This is a genomic window from Streptomyces sp. Je 1-79, from assembly GCF_025195125.1.
Classification (GTDB): domain Bacteria; phylum Actinomycetota; class Actinomycetes; order Streptomycetales; family Streptomycetaceae; genus Streptomyces.
The window spans coordinates 115,283-139,699 of record NZ_JAMGSL010000008.1 but is presented as its reverse complement, the minus strand read 5'-3'; the positions used below and the strand labels follow the sequence as shown (position 1 = coordinate 139,699).

The 24,417-nt window shown below is 70.6% G+C and carries 25 protein-coding genes; 16 read left to right on the top strand and 9 right to left on the bottom strand.

The features are described from left to right. Position 1 precedes the first annotated feature (1 nt). Genes pgl through tkt form a run of 5 tightly spaced genes read right to left on the bottom strand, consistent with a single transcriptional unit; the run spans position 2 to position 6,605 of the window. Positions 2 to 784, bottom strand: a complete 783-nt coding sequence (gene pgl / locus M5362_RS18170; RefSeq protein ID WP_260228630.1) for a 6-phosphogluconolactonase — start codon at positions 782 to 784, stop codon at positions 2 to 4. Further along, complete coding sequence (gene opcA / locus M5362_RS18165; RefSeq protein WP_260228629.1) at positions 781 to 1,836, bottom strand: glucose-6-phosphate dehydrogenase assembly protein OpcA; 1,056 nt, start codon at positions 1,834 to 1,836, stop codon at positions 781 to 783. The genes pgl and opcA overlap by 4 nt, the downstream gene beginning before the upstream one ends. Continuing rightward, entirely contained in the window at positions 1,833 to 3,365 is a 1,533-nt protein-coding gene (gene zwf, locus M5362_RS18160) for a glucose-6-phosphate dehydrogenase (protein WP_260228628.1), read from the bottom strand. Before zwf ends, opcA begins: the two co-directional genes overlap by 4 nt. Positions 3,366 to 3,370: 5 nt before the next feature. Next, positions 3,371 to 4,489, bottom strand: coding sequence for a transaldolase (tal, locus tag M5362_RS18155; RefSeq protein ID WP_260228627.1), 1,119 nt, complete (start codon positions 4,487 to 4,489; stop codon positions 3,371 to 3,373). Between the two features lie 31 nt (positions 4,490 to 4,520). Beyond that, entirely contained in the window at positions 4,521 to 6,605 is a 2,085-nt protein-coding gene (gene tkt / locus M5362_RS18150) for a transketolase (RefSeq protein WP_260228626.1), read from the bottom strand. A gap of 310 nt (positions 6,606 to 6,915) precedes the next feature. Here tkt and M5362_RS18145 point away from each other — a divergent pair, with 310 nt between their 5' ends. The 3 genes from M5362_RS18145 (at position 6,916) to M5362_RS18135 (ending at position 9,472) form a co-directional block, all read left to right on the top strand. After that, on the top strand, positions 6,916 to 7,869 hold the full coding sequence (locus M5362_RS18145) for a heme o synthase (protein ID WP_374214489.1): 954 nt from the start codon (positions 6,916 to 6,918) through the stop codon (positions 7,867 to 7,869). A 94-nt stretch (positions 7,870 to 7,963) separates the two neighbouring features. Continuing rightward, positions 7,964 to 8,296 (top strand): hypothetical protein, encoded by a 333-nt coding sequence (locus tag M5362_RS18140; protein WP_260228624.1) that lies wholly within the window; start codon positions 7,964 to 7,966, stop codon positions 8,294 to 8,296. 84 nt (positions 8,297 to 8,380) lie between these two features. Beyond that, a complete protein-coding gene (locus tag M5362_RS18135) occupies positions 8,381 to 9,472 on the top strand; it encodes an amidohydrolase family protein (protein WP_260228623.1) in 1,092 nt (363 codons plus the stop codon). Between the two features lie 25 nt (positions 9,473 to 9,497). On the opposite strand, the gene M5362_RS18130 is transcribed toward M5362_RS18135, so the two are convergent. Genes M5362_RS18130 through M5362_RS18120 form a run of 3 tightly spaced genes read right to left on the bottom strand, consistent with a single transcriptional unit; the run spans position 9,498 to position 12,232 of the window. Next, positions 9,498 to 10,487, bottom strand: coding sequence for a heme A synthase (locus M5362_RS18130; protein WP_260228622.1), 990 nt, complete (start codon positions 10,485 to 10,487; stop codon positions 9,498 to 9,500). Positions 10,488 to 10,541: 54 nt separating this feature from the next. Further along, the gene (locus M5362_RS18125) at positions 10,542 to 11,309 is read right to left on the bottom strand and encodes an ABC transporter permease (RefSeq protein ID WP_260228621.1); all 768 of its coding nucleotides are present in this window, start codon (positions 11,307 to 11,309) and stop codon (positions 10,542 to 10,544) included. Then, positions 11,306 to 12,232 (bottom strand): ABC transporter ATP-binding protein, encoded by a 927-nt coding sequence (locus M5362_RS18120; RefSeq protein WP_260228620.1) that lies wholly within the window; start codon positions 12,230 to 12,232, stop codon positions 11,306 to 11,308. Before M5362_RS18120 ends, M5362_RS18125 begins: the two co-directional genes overlap by 4 nt. A 174-nt stretch (positions 12,233 to 12,406) precedes the next feature. Between M5362_RS18120 and M5362_RS18115 the strand changes: the two genes are divergently transcribed. The 10 genes from M5362_RS18115 to M5362_RS18070 all read left to right on the top strand — a co-directional run bounded on the left by M5362_RS18115 (position 12,407) and on the right by M5362_RS18070 (position 21,102). Continuing rightward, positions 12,407 to 13,933: a carboxypeptidase-like regulatory domain-containing protein gene (locus M5362_RS18115; protein ID WP_260228619.1), complete on the top strand. Its 1,527-nt coding sequence runs from the start codon at positions 12,407 to 12,409 to the stop codon at positions 13,931 to 13,933. 165 nt (positions 13,934 to 14,098) lie between these two features. After that, the gene (locus tag M5362_RS18110; protein WP_260228618.1) at positions 14,099 to 14,827 is read left to right on the top strand and encodes a metalloregulator ArsR/SmtB family transcription factor; all 729 of its coding nucleotides are present in this window, start codon (positions 14,099 to 14,101) and stop codon (positions 14,825 to 14,827) included. Further along, the gene (gene sufB / locus M5362_RS18105) at positions 14,824 to 16,239 is read left to right on the top strand and encodes a Fe-S cluster assembly protein SufB (protein WP_260228617.1); all 1,416 of its coding nucleotides are present in this window, start codon (positions 14,824 to 14,826) and stop codon (positions 16,237 to 16,239) included. Before M5362_RS18110 ends, sufB begins: the two co-directional genes overlap by 4 nt. 86 nt (positions 16,240 to 16,325) lie before the next feature. Next, positions 16,326 to 17,507 carry a Fe-S cluster assembly protein SufD gene (gene sufD, locus M5362_RS18100; protein WP_260228616.1) on the top strand — a complete coding sequence of 394 codons (1,182 nt, stop codon included), beginning with the start codon at positions 16,326 to 16,328 and terminating at the stop codon, positions 17,505 to 17,507. Beyond that, entirely contained in the window at positions 17,507 to 17,827 is a 321-nt protein-coding gene (locus M5362_RS18095; RefSeq protein WP_260228615.1) for a bifunctional 3-phenylpropionate/cinnamic acid dioxygenase ferredoxin subunit, read from the top strand. The genes sufD and M5362_RS18095 overlap by 1 nt, the downstream gene beginning before the upstream one ends. Before the next feature lie 7 nt (positions 17,828 to 17,834). Further along, complete coding sequence (gene sufC / locus M5362_RS18090; protein WP_260228614.1) at positions 17,835 to 18,599, top strand: Fe-S cluster assembly ATPase SufC; 765 nt, start codon at positions 17,835 to 17,837, stop codon at positions 18,597 to 18,599. Then, the gene (locus tag M5362_RS18085) at positions 18,596 to 19,864 is read left to right on the top strand and encodes a cysteine desulfurase (protein ID WP_260228613.1); all 1,269 of its coding nucleotides are present in this window, start codon (positions 18,596 to 18,598) and stop codon (positions 19,862 to 19,864) included. The genes sufC and M5362_RS18085 overlap by 4 nt, the downstream gene beginning before the upstream one ends. A gap of 9 nt (positions 19,865 to 19,873) precedes the next feature. Further along, the gene (gene sufU / locus M5362_RS18080; protein WP_017238621.1) at positions 19,874 to 20,335 is read left to right on the top strand and encodes a Fe-S cluster assembly sulfur transfer protein SufU; all 462 of its coding nucleotides are present in this window, start codon (positions 19,874 to 19,876) and stop codon (positions 20,333 to 20,335) included. Next, positions 20,332 to 20,670, top strand: coding sequence for a metal-sulfur cluster assembly factor (locus tag M5362_RS18075; protein ID WP_260228612.1), 339 nt, complete (start codon positions 20,332 to 20,334; stop codon positions 20,668 to 20,670). The genes sufU and M5362_RS18075 overlap by 4 nt, the downstream gene beginning before the upstream one ends. A gap of 66 nt (positions 20,671 to 20,736) precedes the next feature. Beyond that, the gene (locus tag M5362_RS18070) at positions 20,737 to 21,102 is read left to right on the top strand and encodes a VOC family protein (RefSeq protein WP_260228611.1); all 366 of its coding nucleotides are present in this window, start codon (positions 20,737 to 20,739) and stop codon (positions 21,100 to 21,102) included. On the opposite strand, the gene M5362_RS18065 is transcribed toward M5362_RS18070, so the two are convergent. Further along, the gene (locus M5362_RS18065) at positions 21,092 to 22,165 is read right to left on the bottom strand and encodes an oxidoreductase (protein WP_260228610.1); all 1,074 of its coding nucleotides are present in this window, start codon (positions 22,163 to 22,165) and stop codon (positions 21,092 to 21,094) included. The two genes, M5362_RS18070 and M5362_RS18065, sit on opposite strands and share 11 nt — an antisense overlap. A 63-nt stretch (positions 22,166 to 22,228) precedes the next feature. Here M5362_RS18065 and M5362_RS18060 point away from each other — a divergent pair, with 63 nt between their 5' ends. The 3 genes from M5362_RS18060 to dapD all read left to right on the top strand — a co-directional run bounded on the left by M5362_RS18060 (position 22,229) and on the right by dapD (position 24,344). Beyond that, entirely contained in the window at positions 22,229 to 22,549 is a 321-nt protein-coding gene (locus tag M5362_RS18060; RefSeq protein ID WP_260228609.1) for a multidrug efflux SMR transporter, read from the top strand. Continuing rightward, positions 22,549 to 23,103, top strand: coding sequence for a TetR/AcrR family transcriptional regulator (locus tag M5362_RS18055; RefSeq protein ID WP_260228608.1), 555 nt, complete (start codon positions 22,549 to 22,551; stop codon positions 23,101 to 23,103). The genes M5362_RS18060 and M5362_RS18055 overlap by 1 nt, the downstream gene beginning before the upstream one ends. A 257-nt stretch (positions 23,104 to 23,360) precedes the next feature. Further along, on the top strand, positions 23,361 to 24,344 hold the full coding sequence (gene dapD, locus M5362_RS18050) for a 2,3,4,5-tetrahydropyridine-2,6-dicarboxylate N-succinyltransferase (RefSeq protein WP_260228607.1): 984 nt from the start codon (positions 23,361 to 23,363) through the stop codon (positions 24,342 to 24,344). Positions 24,345 to 24,417: the final 73 nt, after the last annotated feature.

Here is a 24,417-nt window from a genome sequence, read left to right as displayed (position 1 = left end):
GTCAGGCCGAGGCCGGCGGATACAGATCGCGCGGCAGCTCCGAGGCCGCCGCGGCGTCGAGCAGCCACAGCGTGCGCGAGCGACCGTAGGCGCCCGCCGCCGGGGCCTGGATCTCGCCCGCCCCCGACAGCGCCATCGCCGCGGCCTTCGCCTTGTCCTCGCCGGCCGCGAGCAGCCAGACCTCACGCGCGGCACGGATCGCCGGCAGCGTCAGCGAGACGCGGGTCGGCGGCGGCTTGGGCGCGCCGTGCACCCCCACCACCGTGCGCTCGGTCTCGCGGACGGCCGGGAGCTCCGGGAAGAGCGAGGCCACGTGCGTGTCCGGCCCGACGCCCAGCATGAGCACGTCGAAGCTCGGCACCGCGGCATGGTCCTCCGGACCGGCGGCAGCGGCCAGTTCGGCCGCGTAGGAGGCCGCGGCTGCGTCGACGTCGCTGCCGAACCGCCCGCCCGAAGCCGGCATCGCGTGCACCCGCGCCGGGTCCAGCGGGACGCTGTCGAGCAGCGCCTCGCGGGCCTGGGTGACATTGCGCTCCGGGTCGCCCTCGGGCAGGAAACGCTCGTCGCTCCACCACAGATCGAGCCGCGACCAGTCGATCGCGTCCCGCGCGGGGGCCGAACGGAGCGCCGCGAGCAGCCCGTTGCCGTTGCGGCCGCCCGTGAGGACCACGGACGCCGTGCCGCGGGCGGCCTGGGCGTCCACGATCCGCGTGATCAGCCGGGCCGCCGCGGCCTGGGCCATCAGCTCCTTGTCGCGGTGGACGACGAGCTGGGGAGCGCTCACTTGGCCGCCGCCTTCTTGGCCGGGGCCTTCTTCGGGGCGCGAGCGGCGGGCTCGGCCGCCGCGACGGGCGCCGCCTTCGCCTCGTCGGCGGCCGGGGCCGCCGCCGCGGGGGCCGTCAACGCGGCCTCCTCGTCCAGCCGGTCGACCCCGTACCGCAGCGCCGAGGCGTAGGTGTCGTCCGGGTCGAGCCGACGCAGCTCCTCCGCGATCAGCTCGGCCGTCTCGCGGCGCTTGAGCGCCACGCCACGGTCCGGCTGCCCCTGGATGGAGAGCGTCGCCAGCGAGCCGTCGGGCCGGTCGAGGACGATCGGTCCGAACGAGGACTCCATCCGTACGGAGGTGAGCCCGGGACCCGCCGACACGGACCGGCGCACCGGAACCTTCAGCCGGTCCGCCAGCCACATGGCGAGCAGTTCGACGCTCGGGTTGAACTCCTCGCCCTCCACCTCGGCCGAGGTGACCTCGCACACGACCTGGTCGAGCGCGGCGGCGAGCATCGAACGCCACGGGGTGATCCGGGTCCAGGCCAGATCCGTGTCGCCCGGGGTGTAGTTGTCCGCCCGACCGGTCAGCTCGTGTATCGGCTGTTCGGCGGAGTACGTGTCGGTCACCCGGCGCTGGGCGAGGGCGCCCAGCGGGTCGTTCGCCGGGTCGGACGGGGCGTTGACCGGCCACCAGACGACGACGGGCGCGTCCGGCAGGAGCAGGGGGAGGACCACCGACTGGGCATGGTCGACGACCTCGCCGTACAGCCGGAGGACAACCGTTTCGCCCGTGCTGGCGTCGGCGCCGAGGCGGACCTCGGCGTCGAGCCTGGCCTTGGCGCGGTCGCGCGGCGAACGCGAGACCCGCTTGATGACGACCAGCGTCCGCGAGGGGTGCTCGCGGGACGCGTCGTTGGCCGCCTTGAGCGCGTCGTAGGCGTTCTCCTCGTCGGTGACGATGACGAGGGTGAGCACCATGCCGACGGCGGGCGTGCCGATGGCACGCCGCCCGAGCACCAGCGCCTTGTTGATCTTGCTGGACGTGGTGTCCGTGAGGTCGGTCTTCATGGCCGGCGCCAGCTCCGTCCGTCTCGTGCGAGCATTTCGTCCGCCTCGACCGGACCCCAGGTCCCGGACTGGTACTGCGCGGGCTTGCCGTGCTGGTCCCAGTACTGCTCGATCGGGTCGAGGATCTTCCAGGACAGCTCGACCTCCTCGACGCGCGGGAAGAGGTTCGAGTCGCCGAGCAGCACATCGAGGATGAGCCGCTCGTACGCCTCGGGGCTGGACTCCGTGAAGGACTCGCCGTAGGCGAAGTCCATCGACACGTCCCGGACCTCCATCGAGGTGCCCGGCACCTTGGAGCCGAACCGCATGGTCACGCCCTCGTCCGGCTGGACACGGATGACCAGGGCGTTCTGGCCCAGCTCCTCCGTCGCCGTCTTGTCGAACGGGGAGTGGGGCGCGCGCTGGAAGACCACCGCGATCTCGGTGACGCGGCGGCCGAGCCGCTTGCCCGTACGGAGGTAGAAGGGGACGCCCGCCCAGCGGCGGTTGTCGATCTCCACCTTGATGGCCGCGAAGGTGTCGGTCTTCGACTTGGGGTCGATCCCGTCCTCCTGCAGATAGCCGACGGCCTTGGCGCCGCCCTGCCATCCCGGTGCGTACTGGCCGCGCACGGTCGAGGCACCCAGGTCCTTCGGCAGCTTCACCGCGCCGAGCACCTTGGTCTTCTCGGCCGCGAGCGCGTCCGCGTCGAAGGAGGCGGGCTCCTCCATCGCGGTCAGCGCGAGCAGCTGGAGGAGGTGGTTCTGGATGACGTCACGGGCGGCGCCGATGCCGTCGTAGTAGCCGGCACGGCCGCCGATGCCGATGTCCTCGGCCATGGTGATCTGCACGTGGTCGACGTACGACCGGTTCCAGATCGGCTCGAAGAGGGTGTTGGCGAAGCGGAGCGCCAGGATGTTCTGGACGGTCTCCTTGCCCAGGTAGTGGTCGATCCGGAAGACCGCGTCGGGCGGGAAGACCTCGTGGACGACCTCGTTGAGCTCCTTGGCGGAGACCAGGTCGTGCCCGAAGGGCTTCTCGATGACCGCACGGCGCCAGGAGCCGTTCTTCTGGTCGGCCAGGCCGTGCTTCTTCAGCTGCTGGACGACGAGCGGGAAGAACTTCGGCGGCACGGAGAGGTAGAACGCGAAGTTTCCGCCCGTGCCCTGCGCCTTGTCCAGCTCCTCGATGGTGGTCTTCAGCTGGTCGAAGGCGTCGTCGTCGTCGAAGTCGCCCTGGACGAAGCGCATCCCCTGGATCAGCTGCTGCCACACCTCCTCGCGGAACGGGGTGCGGGCGTGCTGCTTGACGGCCTCGTAGACCTCCTGCGCGAAGTCCTCGTCCTGCCACTCGCGGCGGGCGAAGCCGATGAGCGAGAAGCCCGGCGGCAGCAGGCCGCGGTTGGCCAGGTCGTAGACGGCAGGCATCAGCTTCTTACGGGACAAATCGCCCGTGACACCGAAGATCACCAGACCCGACGGCCCCGCGATACGCGGGAGCCGTCGGTCTGCGGCGTCACGGAGCGGGTTGGCTCCGTGGACTGCGCTCAAAGTGCTTACGCCTCCGAAGGTGCGAGGCGCTGAAGCTCCGCCTCGGTCGACTTGAGCAGGTCGTTCCAGGACGCCTCGAACTTCTCGACGCCCTCGTCCTCAAGCAGCTGTACCACGTCGTCGTAGCTGATGCCGAGCTTCTCGACGGCCTCCAGCTCGGCGCGGGACTGCTCGTAGGTGCCGCGCACGGTGTCGCCGGTGACCTCGCCGTGGTCGGCGGTGGCCTCCATGGTCGCCTCGGGCATGGTGTTGACCGTGCCGGGCGCGACCAGGTCCACCACGTACAGGGTGTCCTTGTACGCCGGGTCCTTGACGCCGGTCGAGGCCCACAGCGGACGCTGCTTGTTGGCCTGCGCCTTGTCCAGGGCGGCCCAGCGGTCGCCGGAGAACACCTCTTCGAACGCCTCGTAGGCCAGTCGGGCGTTGGCGAGCGCCGCCTTGCCCTTGAGCGCCTTGGCCTCGTCCGTGCCGACGGCGTTCAGGCGCTTGTCGATCTCCGAGTCCACACGGGAGACGAAGAAGGAGGCCACCGAGTGGATCTTGGAGAGGTCGAGGCCGCGCTCGCGGGCCTTCTCCAGGCCGGCCAGGTAGGCGTCCATGACCGCGCGGTAGCGCTCCAGCGAGAAGATCAGCGTCACGTTGACGCTGATGCCGAGGCCGATGACCTCGGTGATCGCCGGCAGACCCGCCTTGGTGGCCGGGATCTTGATGAGCGTGTTGGGACGGTCCACCAGCCAGGCCAGCTGCTTGGCCTCGGCGATGGTGGCCGCCGTGTTGTGCGCCAGACGGGGGTCGACCTCGATCGACACCCGGCCGTCCTGGCCGTCCGTGGAGTCGAAGACCGGGCGCAGGATGTCGGCGGCGTCCCTCACGTCAGCCGTCGTGATCATGCGGATGGCTTCTTCCACGGTCACCTTGCGCGCGGCGAGGTCGGCGAGCTGCTGGTCGTAACCGTGGCCCTCCGAGATCGCCTTCTGGAAGATGGACGGGTTGGTGGTCACACCCACCACGTGCTGCTGGTCGATGAGCTCGGCCAGGTTTCCGGACGTGATCCGCTGGCGCGAGAGGTCGTCGAGCCAGATCGCGACGCCTTCGTCGGAGAGGCGCTTGAGAGCGTCTGTCATGAGAGGTTCTCCAAATTCGTGTCTATGGACGTCAGCGCGCGGCGGCGGTCACGGATTCCCGCGCGGCGGCCGCGACGGCCTCCGGCGTGAAGCCGAACTCGCGGAAGAGGACCTTCGCGTCGGCGGAGGCACCGAAGTGCTCCAGCGAGACGATCCGGCCGGCGTCGCCGACGTACTTGTGCCAGGTGAGACCCACACCGGCCTCGACGGCCACACGCGCCTTGACCGACGGCGGCAGGACGGAGTCCTTGTACGCCTGGTCCTGCTCCTCGAACCACTCGACGGACGGCATCGAGACCACACGGGTCGGGATGCCGGCGGCCTGGAGCTGCTCCCGGGCCTCGACGGCCACGTGCACCTCGGAGCCGGTGCCGATCAGCACGACCTGGGCGTCGCCGTCCGCCTCGAACAGGACGTAGCCACCCTTGGCGGCGTCGTCGTTCCAGTCGTACGTCGGCACACCCTGACGGGTCAGCGCGAGGCCGTGCGGGGCGCCCTTGCCGAACACGCGCGTGTGGCGCCGGGTGATCTCGCGCCAGGCGATGGCCGTCTCGTTGGCGTCCGCCGGGCGGACGACGTTCAGACCGGGGATCGCGCGCAGCGAGGCCAGGTGCTCCACCGGCTGGTGCGTCGGGCCGTCCTCGCCCAGACCGATCGAGTCGTGGGTCCAGACGTACGTCACCGGCAGGTGCATCAGCGCGGACAGCCGGACGGCGTTGCGCATGTAGTCGGAGAACACCAGGAAGGTGCCGCCGTAGACACGGGTGTTGCCGTGCAGCGCGATGCCGTTCATCTCCGCGGCCATGGAGTGCTCGCGGATGCCGAAGTGGATCGTGCGGCCGTACGGGTCCGCCTCGGGCAGCGGGTTGCCCTCGGGCAGGAACGACGAGGTCTTGTCGATCGTCGTGTTGTTCGAGCCGGCCAGGTCGGCCGAGCCGCCCCACAGCTCCGGGATGACGGCGCCGAGCGACTGCAGGACCTTGCCGGACGCGGCGCGGGTGGCGATCCCCTTGCCCGCCTCGAACACGGGGATCTTCGACTCCCAGCCCTCGGGCAGCTCGTTCGCCTGGATGCGGTCGAACGTGGCCGCCCGCTCCGGGTTGGCCGTACGCCACTCGGCGAGGGACTTCTCCCACGCGGCGCGCGACTCACGGCCGCGGTCGCCCAGCGAGCGGGTGTGACCGATGACCTCGTCGGCGACCTCGAAGGTCTGCTCCGGGTCGAAGCCGAGGATCCGCTTGGTGGCCGCGATCTCCTCGTCGCCGAGCGCCGAGCCGTGCGCGGCCTCGGTGTTCTGGGCGTTCGGGGCGGGCCAGGCGATGATCGAGCGCATCGCGATGAACGACGGACGCCCGGTCTCGGCCTCCGCGGCCTTGATCGCCGCGAACAGACCCGCCGGGTCCAGGTCGCCGTTGGCCTGCGGCTCGACGCGCTGGACGTGCCAGCCGTACGCCTCGTACCGCTTCATCGTGTCCTCGGACACGGCCGTCTCGGTGTCGCCCTCGATCGAGATGTGGTTGTCGTCCCACAGCAGGATCAGGTTGCCGAGCTTCTGGTGGCCGGCCATCGAGGACGCCTCGGCGGAGATGCCCTCCTGGAGGCAGCCGTCACCGGCGATCGCGTAGATCCGGTGGTCGAACGGCGAGGTGCCGGGGGCAGCCTCCGGGTCGAACAGTCCGCGCTCGAAGCGGGCGGCCATCGCCATGCCCACGGCGTTGGCGACACCCTGGCCCAGCGGGCCGGTCGTCGTCTCGACACCCGCGGTGTGACCGTACTCCGGGTGGCCCGGGGTCTTCGAGCCCCAGGTCCGGAACGCCTTCAGATCGTCCAGCTCGAGCCCGAAGCCCCCCAGGTACAGCTGGGTGTAGAGGGTCAGGGACGAGTGGCCGGCGGAGAGCACGAATCGGTCGCGCCCCACCCACTCCGGGTCGGCGGGGTCGTGGCGCATCACCTTCTGGAAGAGGGTGTACGCGGCGGGCGCCAGGCTCATGGCCGTACCGGGATGGCCGTTGCCGACCTTCTGTACGGCGTCCGCGGCCAGGATGCGGGCGGTGTCCACGGCCCGCTGGTCCAATTCGGTCCACTCGAGGTCTGTGGTGGTCGGCTTAGTGCTCACCCTGAGTCAGGGCTCCTCTCCACATGTACTGGAAGCCGGTGACTGAGGGTGTACCGGCGTTGTCGAGCCTACCCCCGTCATCACGTCCATCTTTTCGAGTGCGCGCCCCGGAAAACAGAAGACACGGCAAGAGTGCGGGTCACTCTGTCACTTCGCCTCCCGAGCGCTGTCCACGCCTTGGGACGAGCCCCCTCAACACGACCCCACCCCCGCGAAGATCGGCGTCTGGGCAACGTCTACAGTGGCGTGGTACGCGCAAGTCTTCACCCCGTCTTCTTCCGGGGAGCTTGCTGGGATTTCTCTGTCAGGGGTGTGCGTGACGGCCGTCGAGTCCCGACCCGCAGGGGTCGTCTTGACTCCCAGCCCGGGGGGCCATCGGCCGTTCGGGGCCCGCGTCAAGGCGTTCGTGGCGCTGACCAAGCCGCGGATCATCGAGCTGCTGCTCATCACGACCGTTCCGGTGATGTTCCTCGCCGAGCAGGGCGTGCCGAACATGTGGCTGGTACTCGCCACCTGTTTCGGAGGCTATCTCTCGGCCGGCGGCGCGAACGCGCTGAACATGTACATCGACCGCGACATCGACGCGCTGATGGACCGCACGTCCCAGCGTCCGCTGGTCACCGGGGTCCTCACCCCGCGAGAGGGTCTCGTCTTCGGCCTCACCCTCGCCGTGGTCTCCACGCTCTGGTTCGGCCTCCTGGTCAACTGGCTCTCCGCCGCACTCTCGCTCGGCGCGCTCCTCTTCTACGTCGTGGTCTACACGATGATCCTGAAGCGCCGCACCGCGCAGAACATCGTCTGGGGCGGCATCGCCGGCTGCCTGCCGGTGCTGATCGGCTGGTCGTCCGTCACCAACTCGATGTCCTGGGCCGCGATCATCCTCTTCATGGTCATCTTCTTCTGGACGCCGCCGCACTACTGGCCGCTGTCGATGAAGGTGAAGGACGACTACGCCCGCGCGGGCGTGCCCATGCTCCCGGTCCTCGCCTCCAACAAGGTCGTCGCCAAGCAGATCGTCGCGTACAGCTGGGTGATGGTCGCCGTCTCGCTGCTGCTGACGCCGCTCGGCTACACCGGCTGGTTCTACATGGCGGTGGCCCTGCTCACCGGCGGCTGGTGGCTCTGGGAGGCGCACGGCCTGCTGAACCGCGCGAAGAACGGCGCGACCGGGGCGAAGCTCAAGGAGATGCGCCTCTTCCACTGGTCGATCACCTATGTCTCGCTGCTCTTCGTGGCGGTCGCGGTCGACCCCTTCCTGAGGTAGTCCCTCCAGCCCCTGACCAACGGCCGGTGCACGTGGGCAAGACCACGTGCACCGGCCGTCGCCAGTGGATCTACCCCTCGGTAGCATCAGTCGCATGGCAGACACCAAGCAGGCGGACAAGCACGCGGAGCGCAAGGCGGCCAAGCTCGCCAAGCAGATCCAGGCGTTCTCCAAGGAGCACGGCGGCGCCGAGGGGCAGATCGCCCACATCGGACAGGCAGGCACCCGGATCGTCCTCGTCGGCGAGGACGGCGGCTGGGGCGACCTGGTGGCCCCGACCTTCTCCATCGCCGAGAAGGCGGCGGAGAAGGCCGAGCTGACCCTCCACGACGAGTTCGACGGCGAGTTCGCCGCCAAGGTCGTCACCGGCCCGTACGAGTGGACCCGGATGGCCGGCATCCAGCTGGGCGGCCCCTCGAACGCCTGACCCTTCGGGGCGCGAGGCAACAACCTCGGGCGGGGCTCACCCGTTAGGACGTGTGGAAGAACGTCCACGCAGGGAGCCCCCCGAATGATCGAGACCCCGAGCCTGGTGGACCAGTACTGCCACGGGGTGCTCCGTACGGAGCTCGGCCTCGGCACCTTCGAGGCACACCTCGGCAGGTCCGCCGGCGCAGGGGCCGGGCCGCCCGCGCCCGGCACCACCTTCTTCGACACCCAGACCGGCTTCGCGGTACGCCGCTGGTGTCCGCCGCTGCTCGGCCTGGAGCCGCACTGCCCGCCGGCCCGCTACCTCGCCCGCCGCCGCGAACTGGGCGTACTGGAGTCCGGGCGGCGGCTGCTGCGCGCCTCCGGCATCTCCACCTATCTCGTGGACACGGGGCTGCCCGGCGATCTGACGGGACCCGCCGAGATCGCCTCCGCCGGCGCCGCCGCCGCGCACGAGGTCATCCGGCTCGAACCGCTCGCCGAGCAGGTCGCCGACACCTCGGGCTCGGTCGAGGCGCTCCTCGCCAACCTCGCCGAGGCCGTCCACGGCGCCTCCGCGACCGCTGTCGCCTTCACCTCCGTGGCGGGGGTGAGCCGGGGCCTCGCCCAGGCCGCGCAGCCGCCGGGGCCCGGCGAGGTGCGCGGGGCCGCGGGGCGCTGGCTCACGCGGCGCGCGGCGGGCGACCGGCTCACCGACCCGGTCCTCCTGCGCCATCTGCTCTGGATCGCCGTCGCGTCGGGGCGGCCGCTCCAGCTCCACGTGGGGGCCGAGGAGCCGGCCGGGCTCGCCGAGTTCGCCGCGGCCACCAGCGGCCTGGGCACCGACGTCGTACTCCTGCACGGATATCCGTACCACCGGCAGACGGCCCAGCTGACCGGCGCCCATCCGCATGTGTACGCGGACCTGGGCTCCGTCCTCGCCCGGACCGGCGCCCGGGCGGCGGCCGTCCTCGCCGAGCTCCTGGAACTGGCCCCCTTCGGCAAGCTGCTCTTCTCCAGCGGGGCCCGTGCCCTGCCGGAGCTGCACGTGGTGGCGGCGAGCGTCTTCCGGGGCGCGCTGAGCCGGGTGCTCGGCGAATGGGTCGCCGACGGTGCCTGGTCCCCGGCCGACGCGCAGCGCGTGGCGACCATGATCGCCTCGGGCAACGCCCGCAGGATCTACGGGCTGGCCTGAGCGCGGTCCGACAGGGGCCGCGGGGTCACGCCTTCGCCAGGGCCGCGTCGGGCTGGGCCGGGATCTCCGGGGCGGGCAGCGGGCGCTCGCGCAGGCTCAGGGCCAGGCGCAGGACCGCGATCCACATCAGCGCGGAGCCGAGCATGTGGGCGCCGACCAGGATCTCGGGGACGCCGGTGAAGTACTGGAGGTAGCCGATCCCGCCCTGGGCGAGCAGCACGATCAGCAGGTCGCGGGCGCGCGCCCGGATGTCGTCGGGGGCGTCGACCACCCGCAGCACCAGCCACATCGCGAGCGCCAGCGCGCAGACCACCCAGGCGGCGATGGCGTGGACGTGGGCGGCTGTGGTCCAGTCCCACGGCATGCGCGGGACGTCGCTGCTGTCGCCGGCGTGCTTGCCCGAGCCCGTGACGCCCGTGCCGAGGACGATCAGCGCGACGGCCGTCGCGACGATCGCCCAGGAGAGCTTGCGCACCGGGCCCGGCACCCGTCGCCGGGGCGCCGTGTCGCCCTCGCCGGTGCGGTGCCAGGTGATCACGGCGACGGTCAGGAGCGCGTTCGCGGCGAGGAAGTGGCCGGCGACGGTCCACGGGTTGAGGCCCATCCACACGGTGATGCCGCCGATGACCGCGTTGCTGGCGACGATCCAGAACTGCGCCCAGCCGAGCCGGGTCAGACCGCGCCGCCACGGCTTGGTCGAACGCGCGGCGATGATCGCCCAGCCGACCGCGGCCGACAGGACGTACGTCAGCATCCGGTTGCCGAACTCGATCACCCCCCGGTAACCCTGTTCGGGCGTCACGATGAGGCTGTCGTCCGTGCACTTGGGCCACGTGTCGCAGCCGAGGCCGGAGCCGGTCAGCCGGACCGCGCCGCCCGTGACGATGATGAGGACGCTCATCACGACGGCGGAGAGCGCGGCGCGCCGGAGGGTCCGGGGAGACGGGGTCCAGCGCCGGGCGATGGAGGCGAGGGGGGTCAGCACGGGCCCTATCGTAGGACGGGGCTTGTGCATGCGTTCACGAGGGGTGCGTTACGGGTGAAGTCACCCCGGAACGTCACACCACCGCTACTCCCAGCGGAAGAACCTCGCCGCCGCGCCGAGCCCGAGGACCGCCCACACCGCGAGGATCGCGGCCGCGCCCCACGGCATCGGGGCCCCGCCCTGGAGCACGTCCCGCAGGCCCTCCGAGAGCGCCGAGATCGGCAGCAGTTCCAAGGCGGTACGGGCCGCGCCGGGGAACCTGTCCAGCGGCACGATCACTCCGCCGCCCACCAGGAGCAGCAGGAAGACCAGGTTCGCGGCGGCCAGCGTCGCCTCGGCGCGCAGGGTGCCCGCCATCAGCAGCCCCAGGCCCGAGAAGGCGGCCGTGCCGAGGACGAGCAGCAGCAGGACCGAGAAGGGGCCGCCCCGCGGAGACCAGCCGAGCCCGAGCGCGATCGCCGTCAGGAGCGCCACCTGGAGGATCTCGGTGACCAGGACGGAGAGCGTCTTGGAGGTCATCAGCGCCCAGCGGGGGAGCGGGGAGGCACCGAGCCGCTTGAGGACGCCGTAGCGCCGCTCGAAGCCGGTGGCGATGGCCTGGCCGGTGAAGGCGGTGGACATCACGGCGAGCGCGAGGACGCCCGGCGCGAGGAAGTCCACGGCCTTGTCGGCGCCCGTGTCGACGATGTCGACGGTCGAGAACAGCACGAGCAGCAGGGACGGGATGATCACCGTCAGGAGCAGCTGCTCGCCGTTGCGCAGCAGCATCTTCGTCTCCAGGACGGTCTGCGCCGCGATCATCCGGCCGACGGGGGCGGCTCCCGGCTTCGGGGCATAGGTTCCCGTGCTCATGACCGCAGCTCCTTGCCCGTGAGCTCAAGAAAGACGTCTTCGAGGGTGTGGCGCTCGACCGCGATGCCGTCCGGCATCACACCGTGCTGCGCGCACCAGGTGGTCACGGTGGCGAGCAGCTGGGGGCCCACCTCGCCGCTGATCCGGTACGTCCCCGGTGTCGGCTCGGCGGCCTGGGTGCCGTCGGGCAGCGCCTTGAGCAGCGAGCCGAGGTCGAGACCGGGGCGGCCGGTGAAGCGCAGGGTGTTCTCGGCGCCGCCGCGGCAGAGCGCCTCGGGGCTGCCCTGGGCGGCGACCCGGCCGGCGTCGACGATGGCCACGTCGTCCGCCAGTTCCTCGGCCTCGTGCATGAAGTGGGTGGTGAGGACGACGGTGGCGCCGTCGGCGCGCAGCTCGCGGACGAGGTCCCAGGTGGCGCGGCGGGCCTGCGGGTCAAGTCCGGCGGTCGGCTCGTCGAGGAAGACCAGCTCGGGACGGCCGACGACGGCCATCGCCAGCGCGAGGCGCTGCTGCTGGCCGCCGGAGAGCCGGCGGTAGGTGGTCCGGCCGCAGGAGCCGAGCCCGAGGCGCTCGATCAGGGCGTCCACGTCCAGCGGGTGGGCGTGCAGTCTCGCCATGTGGCGGAGCATCTCGTCGGCCCGCGCGCCGGAGTAGACGCCGCCCGACTGGAGCATCACGCCGATCCGGGGGCGCAGCCGGCCCGCGTCGGCGACCGGGTCGAGGCCGAGCACGCGGACGGTGCCCGCGTCGGCCTTCCGGTAGCCCTCACAGGTCTCGATCGTGGTGGTCTTCCCGGCCCCGTTCGGGCCGAGGACGGCGGTCACGGTGCCCGCCCGGACGTCGAGGTCGAGGCCGTCGACGGCGGTCTTGTTCCCGTACCGCTTGACCAGGCCCCGGACCTGGACGACGGACTCGTTCTTCATGCCCGGAAGTCTAGAGAGCCGTCCGGATACTCCGGTCGGCGGGGAGAACCGGCCGCCTCCACACCCCGGGAATGGCCGAAAACATTGGGCGAAAGGCGCCACGCCGAGCACACCTCTCCTCCACGATCGGGTGATCGTGCGAACAAATGTCGCACCTTCCGTGAAGGAGAGTCCGTGCACCTGGCCCGATCGCACCGACGTGACCGACGGAGAACCCTCGCCGCGCTCACCGCCGCCGCACTCGCGCTGCCCCTGGCGCTGGCCGCCGCCCCCGCGCAGGCCGACACCGCCACGATCGACCTCACCGGCATCGTGACCGGCGCCACCGGCGCCGAGGCGGGCGCGGTCGTCACCGCCTCGCCGTCCGGCGCCACCGCGACGACCGGCGCGGACGGCCGCTACACCCTGCGGCTTCCCGCCGCCGGCGGGTACGGACTCGCCGTCGCCCCCGCCCACCGCTGCGCCTCGCCCGCCACCGTCCAGGTCGAGGTCACCGCCTCCGGCGGGGTCGAGGACGTCGCGCTCGCACCCCGTACCGACGCGTTCGGCACCGCCTGCTCGGTCACCACCGCCGCCGAGTTCCCGGCCGGAACGCAGCGGCTCCGCTTCGCCGACCGGGCCTCCGGCACAGCGGACCTCGCACTGCCGTTCCCGGTGCCCTTCTACGGCCACGCGTACCGCTCGCTGACCGCCTCCGTCGACGGCACGCTCTCCTTCGTCACGCCCGGCGGGCAGACGGCCGACGGCACGCTCCACGCCTTCGGGGACGACCTCGCCGTCGACGGCCGGTCGGGTGTGTACTGGGCCGCCACCGGCACCGCCCCGCACCGGAAGATCGTCGTCGAGTGGCGGAACGTGAGGACGGCCGGGCCGGCGACCGGTGAGCGGATCACCTTCGCCGCCGTGATCGGCGAGGACGGCACCGCCTCCCTGCACTACCGGGACCTCTCCGGTACCGGACGGGAGAACGGTTCGTCCGCCACGATCGGCACGGAGAGCCACACCGGGGCGGGCGCCCTGATCTACTCGCGGGACGAGGGCACGCTCCGCGACGGGACGGTGATCGCCCTGCGCCAGACGAGGACCGCCGTGATCCTCGGCCGGGTCGTCGACGCCAACGACCAGCTCCCGGTCGCCGGCGCCCGGGTCGGCGCCTACAGCGGGGGCCTGGGGCCGTCCGGCTCCGCCGACGCCGACGGCGCCTACCTGTTCCAGGTCCCGGCGGACCGGCAGGACTACGACGTCGTCCTCGACGCCCCGTACTACTGGGGCGACCGGATCACGGTCACCGCCGTCCCCGGCGCGGTCCGCCTCGTGAACGGCGAGCTCGGCACCGGCCGTGTCACCGCCGACAAGCGGTCCCTGACGGTGAAGGCCCCGGCGGACTCCCGGCGCACCCGGACGCTCACCCTGACCAACGCGGGCGGCATCCCTACCGCGTACACGGTGGCCGAGAAGGACGGGCAGGACTGGCTCACCGTCTCCCCGGCCGCCGGAGGCCTGGAGGGCGCCGGACAGGAGCCGCACGACCGGACGGCGGTGACGATCACCGTCGACACCACGGGCGTGGCCCCCGGCACGGTACTGAAAGGGACATTGCGGGTCCGTTCGGACAGCGGCCGCGGGCCCGTGATCGACCTCCCGGTGAAGGTGATCGTGCGAGGTCACAGGGGCTCCGGAGAGGCCGGTCAGGGTCTCTGAGCCCCTCCCGGACGACCGCGGCCGCGCCCTTCCAGGGCGCGGCCGTCGGAGGCTCCGGAGATCGTTTCCGCAGGTCAGGTAAGCCTTACCTACGTGATGCACGGCACCGCGACCCCACCCGGGGGTCGCTTGTCACTCTCGAAGGAATTACGCAACAATGGCGTTGTGAAAAACGTCGGCGAGGCTCCCGTGGAGGAACTCGCGACCGGTGAGCGTTCCACGCGCAACCGTGTCGCGCGGTCCATCCTGGATCACGGCCCGTCGACCGTCTCCGATCTGGCGACACGGCTCGGCCTCACCCAGGCGGCCGTGCGCCGGCATCTGGATTCGCTCGTCAGCGACAATGTCGTCGAAGCCCGGGAGAAGCGCGTCTACGGAGCGCGCACCCGCGGCCGCCCCGCCAAGGTCTTCGCACTGACCGACTGCGGCCGGGACGCCTTCGACCAGTCGTACGACTCCCTCGCCGTCGACGCGCTGCGCTGGATCGAGAAGAATGCGGGAGGGGAAGCCGCCGTCGCGGCGTTCGCCCGCGACCGTCTCGAACACCAGGCGGAGGCGTACCGCGAGGCCGTCGAGTCGGCGGACCCCGAGCACCGCACCGAGGCGCTTGCCAAGGCGCTGAGTGCGGACGGGTACGCTGCCACTGCGCGGAACGCGCCGGTCGGCGAGCAGCTCTGCCAGCACCACTGCCCGGTCGCCCATGTGGCCGAGCAGTACCCCCAGCTGTGCGAGGCGGAGACGGAGATCTTCTCCCGCCTCTTGGGAACGCATGTCCAGCGTCTCGCCACCATCGCCCATGGTGACGGCGTCTGCACGACGTTCATCCCGCACAGCGCCCCACAGACCACCCCATCAGAAGCATCCGCAAGTACGGCCGGGAGGAACCCCGCATGACCACCGAGATCAGCCACCCCGAGCTCGAGGGCCTGGGTCGGTACGAGTACGGCTGGGCCGACTCCGACGCGGCAGGCTCCGCCGCCAAGCGCGGTCTGAACGAGGACGTCGTCCGCGACATCTCCTCGAAGAAGAACGAGCCCGAGTGGATGCTGAAGCTGCGGCTGAAGGGTCTGCGCCTCTTCGACAAGAAGCCCATGCCGAGCTGGGGCTCCGACCTGTCGGGCATCGACTTCGACAACATCAAGTACTTCGTGCGCTCCACCGAGAAGCAGGCCGCTTCCTGGGAGGAACTGCCCGAGGACATCAAGAACACGTACGACAAGCTCGGCATCCCCGAGGCGGAGAAGCAGCGCCTCGTCGCCGGTGTCGCGGCCCAGTACGAGTCCGAGGTCGTCTACCACCAGATCCGCGAGGACCTGGAGGAGCAGGGCGTCATCTTCGTCGACACCGACACCGCGCTGAAGGAGCACGAGGAGCTCTTCCGCGAGTACTTCGGCACGGTCATCCCGGTCGGCGACAACAAGTTCGCCTCGCTGAACACGGCCGTCTGGTCCGGCGGATCGTTCATCTACGTGCCGAAGGGCGTGCACGTCGAGATCCCGCTGCAGGCCTACTTCCGTATCAACACGGAGAACATGGGCCAGTTCGAGCGGACGCTGATCATCGTCGACGAGGACGCCTACGTCCACTACGTCGAGGGCTGCACCGCCCCGATCTACTCCTCCGACTCGCTGCACTCCGCGGTCGTCGAGATCATCGTGAAGAAGGGCGGCCGCTGCCGCTACACGACGATCCAGAACTGGTCGAACAACGTCTACAACCTGGTCACCAAGCGCGCTGTGGCCTACGAGGGCGCGACCATGGAGTGGGTCGACGGCAACATCGGCTCCAAGGTCACGATGAAGTACCCGGCCGTCTACCTGATGGGCGAGCACGCCAGGGGCGAGACCCTCTCCATCGCCTTCGCGGGCGAGGGCCAGCACCAGGACGCCGGCGCCAAGATGGTCCACATGGCCCCGAACACCTCCTCGAACATCGTCTCCAAGTCGGTGGCGCGAGGCGGCGGCCGCACCTCCTACCGCGGTCTCATCGAGATCGGCGAGGGCGCCCCGGGTGCCAAGTCGAACGTGCTCTGCGACGCGCTGCTCGTCGACACCATCTCCCGCTCGGACACGTACCCGTACGTCGACGTCCGCGAGGACGACGTCTCCATGGGTCACGAGGCCACGGTCTCCAAGGTCTCCGAGGACCAGCTCTTCTACCTGATGAGCCGCGGCATGACCGAGTTCGAGGCGATGGCGATGATCGTGCGCGGCTTCGTCGAGCCGATCGCCAAGGAACTCCCGATGGAGTACGCGCTCGAGCTGAACCGGCTGATCGAGCTGCAGATGGAAGGGTCCGTCGGCTGACGCACCGACGTCCCACCACCAGCTAGCGGCCCGCCCCACGCGGCGGGCCGAGGATCGAAACGTAGGAAGAGAGCAAGACGACAGCCATGGCTGAGGCTCAGAACATCCCGGTGGGCTCCACCACCGCCGGCTCGATCGCGGTGGCCGCCGAGTCCACCGTCGCCACGCGCATGAGCGCGCCCCCGTCCTTCGACGTCGCGGACTTCCCGGTCCCGCACGGCCGCGAGGAGGAATGGCGGTTCACGCCGCTGGAGCGCCTGCGCGGTCTGCACGACGGCACCGCCGTCGCGACCGGCGAGGGCGTCAAGGTCGAGATCGAGGCCCCCGAGGGCGTCACCGTGGAGACCGTCGGCCGTGACGACGCGCGGCTCGGCAAGGCCGGCACGCCCGTCGACCGCGTAGCCGCCCAGGCGTACTCCTCCTTCGAGAAGGCCTCGGTCGTCACCGTCGCCAAGGAGACCGTCCTCAGCGAGCCGATCCGCATCGCGGTCCACGGCGAGGGCGGGGTCGCCTTCGGCCACCAGGTCATCGAGCTCGGCGCCTTCGCCGAGGCCGTCGTGGTCATCGACCACACCGGTGACGCGGTGCTCGCCTCCAACGTCGACTACCTGCTCGGCGACGGCGCCAAGCTCACCGTCGTCTCCGTCCAGGACTGGGACGAGAAGGCCGTCCACGTCGCCCAGCACAACGCGCTGGTCGGCCGCGACGCCTCCTTCAAGTCGGTCGTGGTGACGTTCGGCGGCGACGTCGTCCGTCTCCACCCGAGGGTCCGGTACGCGGCGACCGGCGGCGAGGCCGAGCTCTTCGGCCTGTACTTCACCGACGGCGGCCAGCACCAGGAGCACCGCCTCCTGGTCGACCACAACATGCCGCACTGCAAGTCGAACGTGGCCTACAAGGGCGCGCTGCAGGGCCAGAACGCGCACGCCGTCTGGATCGGCGACGTCCTGATCCAGGCCGCCGCCGAGGGCACCGACACGTACGAGCTCAACCGGAACCTGGTCCTGACGGACGGCGCCCGGGTCGACTCCGTGCCGAACCTGGAGATCGAGACCGGCGAGATCGCCGGCGCCGGTCACGCCTCGGCCACCGGCCGGTTCGACGACGAGCAGCTGTTCTACCTGATGGCCCGCGGCATCCCGGAGACCGAGGCCCGCCGCCTCGTCGTCCGTGGCTTCTTCGCCGAACTGGTCCAGCAGATCGGTCTGCCGGACGTCCAGGAGCGTCTCATCGCCAAGATCGAGGCCGAGCTGGAGGCGTCCGTCTGATGGCCGACTTCGTCCGCGTCTGCGCGCTGAGCGAGCTGGAGGCCGACACCCCGAAGCGGGTCGAGGTCGACGGCACGCCGGTGTCGGTCGTGCACACCGAGGGCGAGGTGTTCGCGATCAACGACATCTGCTCGCACGCCAACGTCTCCCTCTCGGAGGGCGAGGTCGAGGACTGCTCCATCGAGTGCTGGCTGCACGGCTCCAGCTTCGACCTCCGCACCGGCAAGCCGTCCGGCCTTCCCGCGACGCGCCCCGTCCCCGTATACCCCGTAAAGATCGAAGGGGACGATGTGCTCGTCTCCGTCACCCAGGAGTCCTGAGTCACCCATGGCAACGCTTGAAATCCGCGACCTGCACGTCTCCGTCGAGGCCGAGAACGGCCCCCGGGAGATCCTCAAGGGCGTCGACCTGATCGTGAAGCAGGGCGAGACCCACGCCATCATGGGCCCCAACGGCTCCGGCAAGTCGACCCTGGCGTACTCCCTCGCGGGCCACCCGAAGTACACGATCACCGGTGGCACCGTGACCCTGGACGGCGAGGACGTCCTGGAGATGTCGGTCGACGAGCGCGCCCGCGCCGGCGTCTTCCTGGCCATGCAGTACCCGGTCGAGGTCCCCGGCGTCTCGGTCTCCAACTTCCTGCGCACCTCCGCCACCGCCGTCCGCGGCGAGGCGCCCAAGCTGCGTACCTGGGTGAAGGAGGTCAAGGAGGCCATGGAGAAGCTCCACATGGACCCGGCCTTCGCCGAGCGCAACGTCAACGAGGGCTTCTCCGGCGGTGAGAAGAAGCGCCACGAGATCCTCCAGCTCGAACTGATGAAGCCGAAGATCGCGATCCTCGACGAGACCGACTCCGGCCTCGACGTCGACGCCCTTCGCATCGTCTCCGAGGGCGTCAACCGCGTCCGCGAGACCGGCGAGGTCGGCACCCTGCTGATCACGCACTACACGCGGATCCTCCGCTACATCAAGCCCGACTTCGTGCACGTCTTCGCGAACGGCCGCATCGCCGAGTCCGGCGGCGCCGAGCTCGCCGACCAGCTGGAGAACGAGGGCTACGACAAGTACGTGAAGGGTGGCGCATCCGCGTGACATCTGCCCATCAGGGGCTCTCCGGCCTCCTCGACACCGAGGCGATCCGCAAGGACTTCCCGCTCCTGGATCGCGTGGTCCACGACGGCAAGAAGATCGTGTACCTGGACTCCGCGGCGACCTCGCAGAAGCCGCGCCAGGTGCTCGACGCGCTCAACACCTACTACGAGCGCCACAACGCCAATGTCCACCGCGGCGTCTACACGGTCGCCGAGGAGGCGACGGCGCTGTACGAGGGCGCCCGTGACAAGGTCGCGGCGTTCATCAACGCGCCGAGCCGCGACGAGGTGATCTTCACCAAGAACGCCTCCGAGTCGCTCAACCTCGTGGCCAACATGCTGGGCTGGGCCGACGAGCCCTACCGCGTGGACCACGAGACCGAGATCGCCATCACGGAGATGGAGCACCACTCCAACATCGTGCCGTGGCAGCTGCTCTCGCAGCGCACCGGCGCGAAGCTGAAGTGGTTCGGCCTCACCGACGACGGCCGTCTCGACCTCTCGAACATCGAAGAGGTCATCACCGAGAAGACCAAGATCGTCTCGTTCACGCTGGTCTCGAACCTGCTGGGCACGATCAACCCGGTGGAGACGATCATCCGGCGTGCGCAGGAGGTCGGTGCGCTGGTCTGCATCGACGCCTCGCAGGCGGCCCCGCACATGGTGCTCGACGTGCAGGCGCTCCAGGCCGACTTCGTGGCCTTCACCGGCCACAAGATGGTGGGTCCGACCGGCATCGGCGTGCTGTGGGGACGGCAGGAGCTCCTGGAGGACCTGCCTCCGTTCCTCGGCGGCGGCGAGATGATCGAGACCGTCTCGATGCACTCCTCGACGTACGCGCCGGCTCCGCACAAGTTCGAGGCGGGTACGCCCCCGATCGCCCAGGCCGTCGGCCTCGGCGCGGCCGTGGACTACCTGTCGGCGATCGGCATGGAGAACATCGCGCGCCACGAGCACGCGATCACCGAGTACGCCGTCCGCCGCCTCCAGGAGGTGCCGGACCTGCGGATCATCGGCCCCACCACGGCCGAGGACCGCGGCGCGGCGATCTCCTTCACGCTCGGCGACATCCACCCGCACGACGTGGGCCAGGTCCTGGACGAGCAGGGCATCGCGGTCCGGGTCGGCCACCACTGCGCGCGGCCGGTCTGCCTGCGGTACGGAATTCCTGCGACCACGCGAGCGTCGTTCTATCTGTACTCCACCCCCGGCGAGGTCGACGCGCTGGTCGAGGGGCTGGAGCACGTACGGAACTTCTTCGGCTAGGGGAACCTCGTGAAGCTGGATTCGATGTACCAGGACGTCATCCTGGACCACTACAAGCACCCGCACGGGCGCGGTCTTCGGGACGGCGACGCCGAGGTGCACCACGTCAACCCGACGTGCGGCGACGAGATCACGCTGCGGGTGAAGTACGACGGCTCGCGGATCGAGGACGTCAGTTACGAGGGTCAGGGCTGCTCGATCAGCCAGGCTTCGGCCTCGGTCCTGAACGAGCTGCTCGTCGGCAAGGAGCTGGCCGAGGCGCAGAAGATCCAGGGCACGTTCCTGGAGCTGATGCAGTCCAAGGGCCAGATCGAGCCGGACGACGCGATGGAGGAGATCCTGGAGGACGCGGTCGCGTTCGCGGGTGTCTCCAAGTACCCGGCCCGGGTGAAGTGCGCGCTGCTCAGCTGGATGGCGTGGAAGGACGCGACGGCCCAGGCGCTGGGCGACGCGGAGAGGAAGTCGGCATGACCGAGAACGCCGAGGCCACGATGAAGCCGGCCTCCGAGGAAGAAGTCCGTGAGGCGCTGTACGACGTCGTCGACCCCGAGCTGGGCATCGACGTCGTCAACCTGGGCCTGATCTACGGCATCCACATCGACGAGTCGAACATCGCGACGCTGGACATGACCCTGACGTCGGCGGCCTGTCCGCTGACCGATGTGATCGAGGACCAGGCGAAGGCCGCCACCGACGGCATCGTCAACGAGCTGAAGATCAACTGGGTCTGGATGCCGCCGTGGGGTCCGGACAAGATCACGGACGACGGCCGCGAGCAGCTGCGCGCGCTCGGGTTCAACGTCTGATCCGTTTCCGACGTCCGACCGTTTTCCTCACACGAACGGCCATGCCCTCCAGGCAGACTGGAGGGCATGGCCGTTCGCATGTACCAGATCCTCGTCGACGCCCACGATCTGCCCGCCCAGGCGCGCTTCTGGTCGCGGGTGCTGGACTGGCAGATCGTCTTCGAGGCCGAGGACGAGATCGTCATCGGTGCCGACGCCCACGCCCTGCCGGGGATGTGCTTCGTTCCCGTGCCCGAGGCCAAGACCGTCAAGAACCGGCTGCACATCGACCTGACGCCCGACGACCGGGATGCGGAGGTCGAGAGGATCCTCGCCCTCGGCGCCCGGCGCGCCGACGTCGGTCAGGGTGAGGACGCGACCTGGGTCGTGCTCCTCGACCCCGAGGGCAACGAGTTCTGCGTGCTGCGCCCGAAGCGGTCGCTCACGGACTGAACGGAGTCCCCGCCGCCTGTGCGAGGGCGGGGGCCAGGTTCTCCTTGCGGATGCGCTGGTCGACGTAGACCAGGCCGGTGACCAGGGGCGGGAAGACCGAACAGAAGGCCTGCGCCACCATCCCCCCGAGGAGCAGGAGCACCACGACCGGCACGAGCGCGATCAGGACCTCGCTCCCGGTCTCGTAACCGCTCGATTCGGCGAAGGAGAAGGGGGTCGTGACCAGCAGGCCGAAGACCTGCTGGATCAACCAGTTCGCCACGCCGGCCATGATGCCCGCGACCAGCAGCGCGCCGAAGATCCGCCACCAGGAGCCGCGTACCAGCTCGTTCGAGCGCCGCATGGAGGCCATCGCGCCCTGCCCCTCGAACACCGCCGCCGACGGCGCCAGGCTGAGCTTGACCCAGATCCAGGTGGCCAGGGGCATGGCGGCCAGGGCGAGAAGGAAGGCGAGGACGGCCACGCCGGGCGAGAACACTCCCGTCCCGGTGGTCTCGTCCGCCGCGGCCGTGGCGAGAGCGACCACGAAGCCGATCATCGCCAGCACGAAGAGGGCGACGGGTACGAACAGGATCAGCGACGTCAGGAAGACCGTGCCGATCACCGCCGGCATCCGCGACCAGGATCGGCGCCAGACGGCTCCGAAGGTCGTCCGCCTGCCCAGCACCGCCTCCTGGAGGACGACGGGGCACGCGGCGTACACCACGGCACTCGCGACCAGCATCCCGACCAGCCCGACCAGCCAGACCGCGCCGAACGCGATCAGCAGCGGGAGGCCGTCGTCCCAGCTGGGTTCCTGGCCGCTCGGCAGGTCGAAGACCCCCGGCAGATGGTCCGCGACCAGCGCGTACGCGATGCCGAAGGCCGCCGCGATCAGAAGAAGGGCCGCGCCGTAGGCGGCCACGGCCACGCCGAGCAGCTGCTTCCAGTAGCGGCCGACGGTGGCGAAGGCGCCGGTCAGGATCTGGCTGAGACCCAGCGGCGCCAGGGGTATCACGCCGGGCTTCGGCGGAGGGGGTGGGGGAGCGTAGCCGTAGCCGTACGGCCCCGAGGGATAGGTCATGCGGGACACCGTATCGGGAGGCTTTGCGTACGCCCGTACACATCGTTGTGTACCCTCGTACGCATGGGATACGGACTGCTGGCGGGAGCCATCACCGCGGAGATCGTCGCGACGGTCTCGATGAAGTACAGCGACGGCTTCTCCAGGCTCTGGCCCTCGGTCGTCACCGGCACGGGCTATGTGATCGCCTTCGCGCTGCTCGCCCAGGCGCTGAAGACCCTCCAGGTCGGCACCGCCTACGCGATCTGGTCCGGTGCCGGCACCGCCGCCGTCGCCGTCATCGGCATCCTCTTCATGAACGAGACCCTCAGCGTCGCCAAGGTCGCGGGGGTCCTCCTGATCATCGCGGGCGTCCTCGTGCTCAACATGGGGGGAGCGCACTGATGGCGGCCCGTCCGCGCCGCCACGACCCCGAGCGACGGCAGCGGATCGTCGACGCCGCGCTGCGCGTGGTCGGCGCCCGGGGCATCGCCGGACTGAGCCACCGGACGGTCGCCGCCGAGGCGGACGTGCCGCTCGGCTCCACCACCTACCACTTCGCCTCCCTCGACGAACTGCTCGTCGCCGCGCTGCGCCAGGCCAACGAGGGCTTCGGCCGGGAGCTGCGCGAGAGCCCGGCGCTCGAAGGCGACGGCGTCGACCTCGCCGCGGTCCTCGCCCGGCTGACGGGGGAGTGGGTCGGCGGCGCGCGGAGCGGGGTGGAGCTGGAGTACGAGCTCTACCTGGGCGCGCTGCGCCGGCCGGCCCTGCGCCCCGTCGCGGCGGAGTGGACGGAGGCGGTCGCCACGGCGCTCGCGCGCCACACCGACCCCGTCACCGCCCGCGCGCTCGTGGCGCTCATGGACGGCATCTGTCTGCAGGTGCTGCTGACGGACGCGGAGTACGACGAGGAGTACGCCCGCGAGGTGCTGACGCGGCTCCTGGCGGCCCGCCCGTGACGGGGGGCGGGGCCCCGGGAACCACCGGGGGCCGCCCTCCGGCCCGGCAGGGGCTCCGCCGGGCGGTGCTCGTACGCCATCGCCCGGCATGCCGGCGCGGGCGGTCGGGCCCGCAGGGCGGTCGGTCGTCGGGCGGAGTGCCCGGCTCCGGTCGATCCGCCAAGGCGCCGCGGTCGTTGTCGGCGGATCCGCCGGGAGGGGTACCGCGACATGAGACCGGTTGGCCCGGGCGCCGCCTCGAACGTTAGGTTCTCCGCATGACCACTGCTCCTCGCACCACCGGCGCCGTCGCCGCCGGCCTCGCCACCATCGCCGGTGACGGCACCGTTCTCGACACCTGGTTCCCCGCCCCCGAGCTGACCGACGCGCCCGGGCCCGCCGGAACCGAGCGGCTCACCCCCGACGCCGCCGTCAACGCCCTCGGTGAGGGCGCCGCCAAGGCCCTCGGCGTGGACGCCCGCCGTGGCGTCGAGGTGGTCGCCGTCCGCACCGTCATCTCCTCGCTCGACGACAAGCCGCTCGACGCGCACGACGCGTACCTGCGTCTGCACCTGCTCAGCCACCGGCTGGTCAAGCCGCACGGCCAGAGCCTCGACGGCCTCTTCGGCCTGCTCGCCAACGTCGCCTGGACCTCGCTCGGCCCCGTCGCCGTCGACGACATCGAGAAGGTCCGCCTCAACGCGCGCGCCGAGGGCCTGCACCTCCAGGTGACCTCGATCGACAAGTTCCCGCGGATGACCGACTACGTCGTCCCCGCCGGTGTCCGGATCGCCGACGCCGACCGGGTCCGCCTCGGCGCGCACCTCGCCGCCGGCACCACCGTCATGCACGAGGGCTTCGTCAACTTCAACGCCGGCACCCTCGGCACCTCGATGGTCGAGGGCCGCATCTCCGCGGGCGTCGTCGTCGGCGACGGCTCCGACATCGGCGGCGGCGCCTCCACGATGGGCACCCTCTCCGGCGGCGGCAACGTCGTCATCTCCATCGGCGAGCGCTGCCTGATCGGCGCCGAGGCGGGCGTCGGCATCGCGCTCGGCGACGAGTGCGTCGTCGAGGCCGGTCTGTACGTCACCGCCGGTACCCGCGTCACCATGCCCGACGGCGAGATCGTCAAGGCCCGTGACCTCTCCGGCGGCGACAACATCCTCTTCCGCCGCAACTCGGTGACCGGCGCCGTCGAGGCCCGCCCGAACAACGCGGTGTGGGGCGGACTCAACGAGATCCTCCACAGCCACAACTGAGCCGTGACCTGCCCGTGTGACGCTGCGTTGTCAGTACGACGTTGAGTCACACGAACAGACAAGGCGAGGAGTC

What these genes read in the sequence shown, in the direction of transcription:
- opcA (WP_260228629.1), bottom strand. Translation starts at nt 1,836, where the DNA reads ATGAAGACCGACCTCACGGACACCACGTCCAGCAAGATCAACAAGGCG.
- tal (WP_260228627.1), bottom strand. Translation starts at nt 4,489, where the DNA reads ATGACAGACGCTCTCAAGCGCCTCTCCGACGAAGGCGTCGCGATCTGG.
- M5362_RS18140 (WP_260228624.1), top strand. Translation starts at nt 7,964, where the DNA reads ATGGCAGACACCAAGCAGGCGGACAAGCACGCGGAGCGCAAGGCGGCC.
- M5362_RS18135 (WP_260228623.1), top strand. Translation starts at nt 8,381, where the DNA reads ATGATCGAGACCCCGAGCCTGGTGGACCAGTACTGCCACGGGGTGCTC.
- M5362_RS18130 (WP_260228622.1), bottom strand. Translation starts at nt 10,487, where the DNA reads ATGCACAAGCCCCGTCCTACGATAGGGCCCGTGCTGACCCCCCTCGCC.
- M5362_RS18125 (WP_260228621.1), bottom strand. Translation starts at nt 11,309, where the DNA reads ATGAGCACGGGAACCTATGCCCCGAAGCCGGGAGCCGCCCCCGTCGGC.
- M5362_RS18120 (WP_260228620.1), bottom strand. Translation starts at nt 12,232, where the DNA reads ATGAAGAACGAGTCCGTCGTCCAGGTCCGGGGCCTGGTCAAGCGGTAC.
- sufB (WP_260228617.1), top strand. Translation starts at nt 14,824, where the DNA reads ATGACCACCGAGATCAGCCACCCCGAGCTCGAGGGCCTGGGTCGGTAC.
- sufD (WP_260228616.1), top strand. Translation starts at nt 16,326, where the DNA reads ATGGCTGAGGCTCAGAACATCCCGGTGGGCTCCACCACCGCCGGCTCG.
- M5362_RS18095 (WP_260228615.1), top strand. Translation starts at nt 17,507, where the DNA reads ATGGCCGACTTCGTCCGCGTCTGCGCGCTGAGCGAGCTGGAGGCCGAC.
- sufC (WP_260228614.1), top strand. Translation starts at nt 17,835, where the DNA reads ATGGCAACGCTTGAAATCCGCGACCTGCACGTCTCCGTCGAGGCCGAG.
- M5362_RS18075 (WP_260228612.1), top strand. Translation starts at nt 20,332, where the DNA reads ATGACCGAGAACGCCGAGGCCACGATGAAGCCGGCCTCCGAGGAAGAA.
- M5362_RS18070 (WP_260228611.1), top strand. Translation starts at nt 20,737, where the DNA reads ATGGCCGTTCGCATGTACCAGATCCTCGTCGACGCCCACGATCTGCCC.
- M5362_RS18065 (WP_260228610.1), bottom strand. Translation starts at nt 22,165, where the DNA reads ATGACCTATCCCTCGGGGCCGTACGGCTACGGCTACGCTCCCCCACCC.
- M5362_RS18060 (WP_260228609.1), top strand. Translation starts at nt 22,229, where the DNA reads ATGGGATACGGACTGCTGGCGGGAGCCATCACCGCGGAGATCGTCGCG.
- M5362_RS18055 (WP_260228608.1), top strand. Translation starts at nt 22,549, where the DNA reads ATGGCGGCCCGTCCGCGCCGCCACGACCCCGAGCGACGGCAGCGGATC.
- dapD (WP_260228607.1), top strand. Translation starts at nt 23,361, where the DNA reads ATGACCACTGCTCCTCGCACCACCGGCGCCGTCGCCGCCGGCCTCGCC.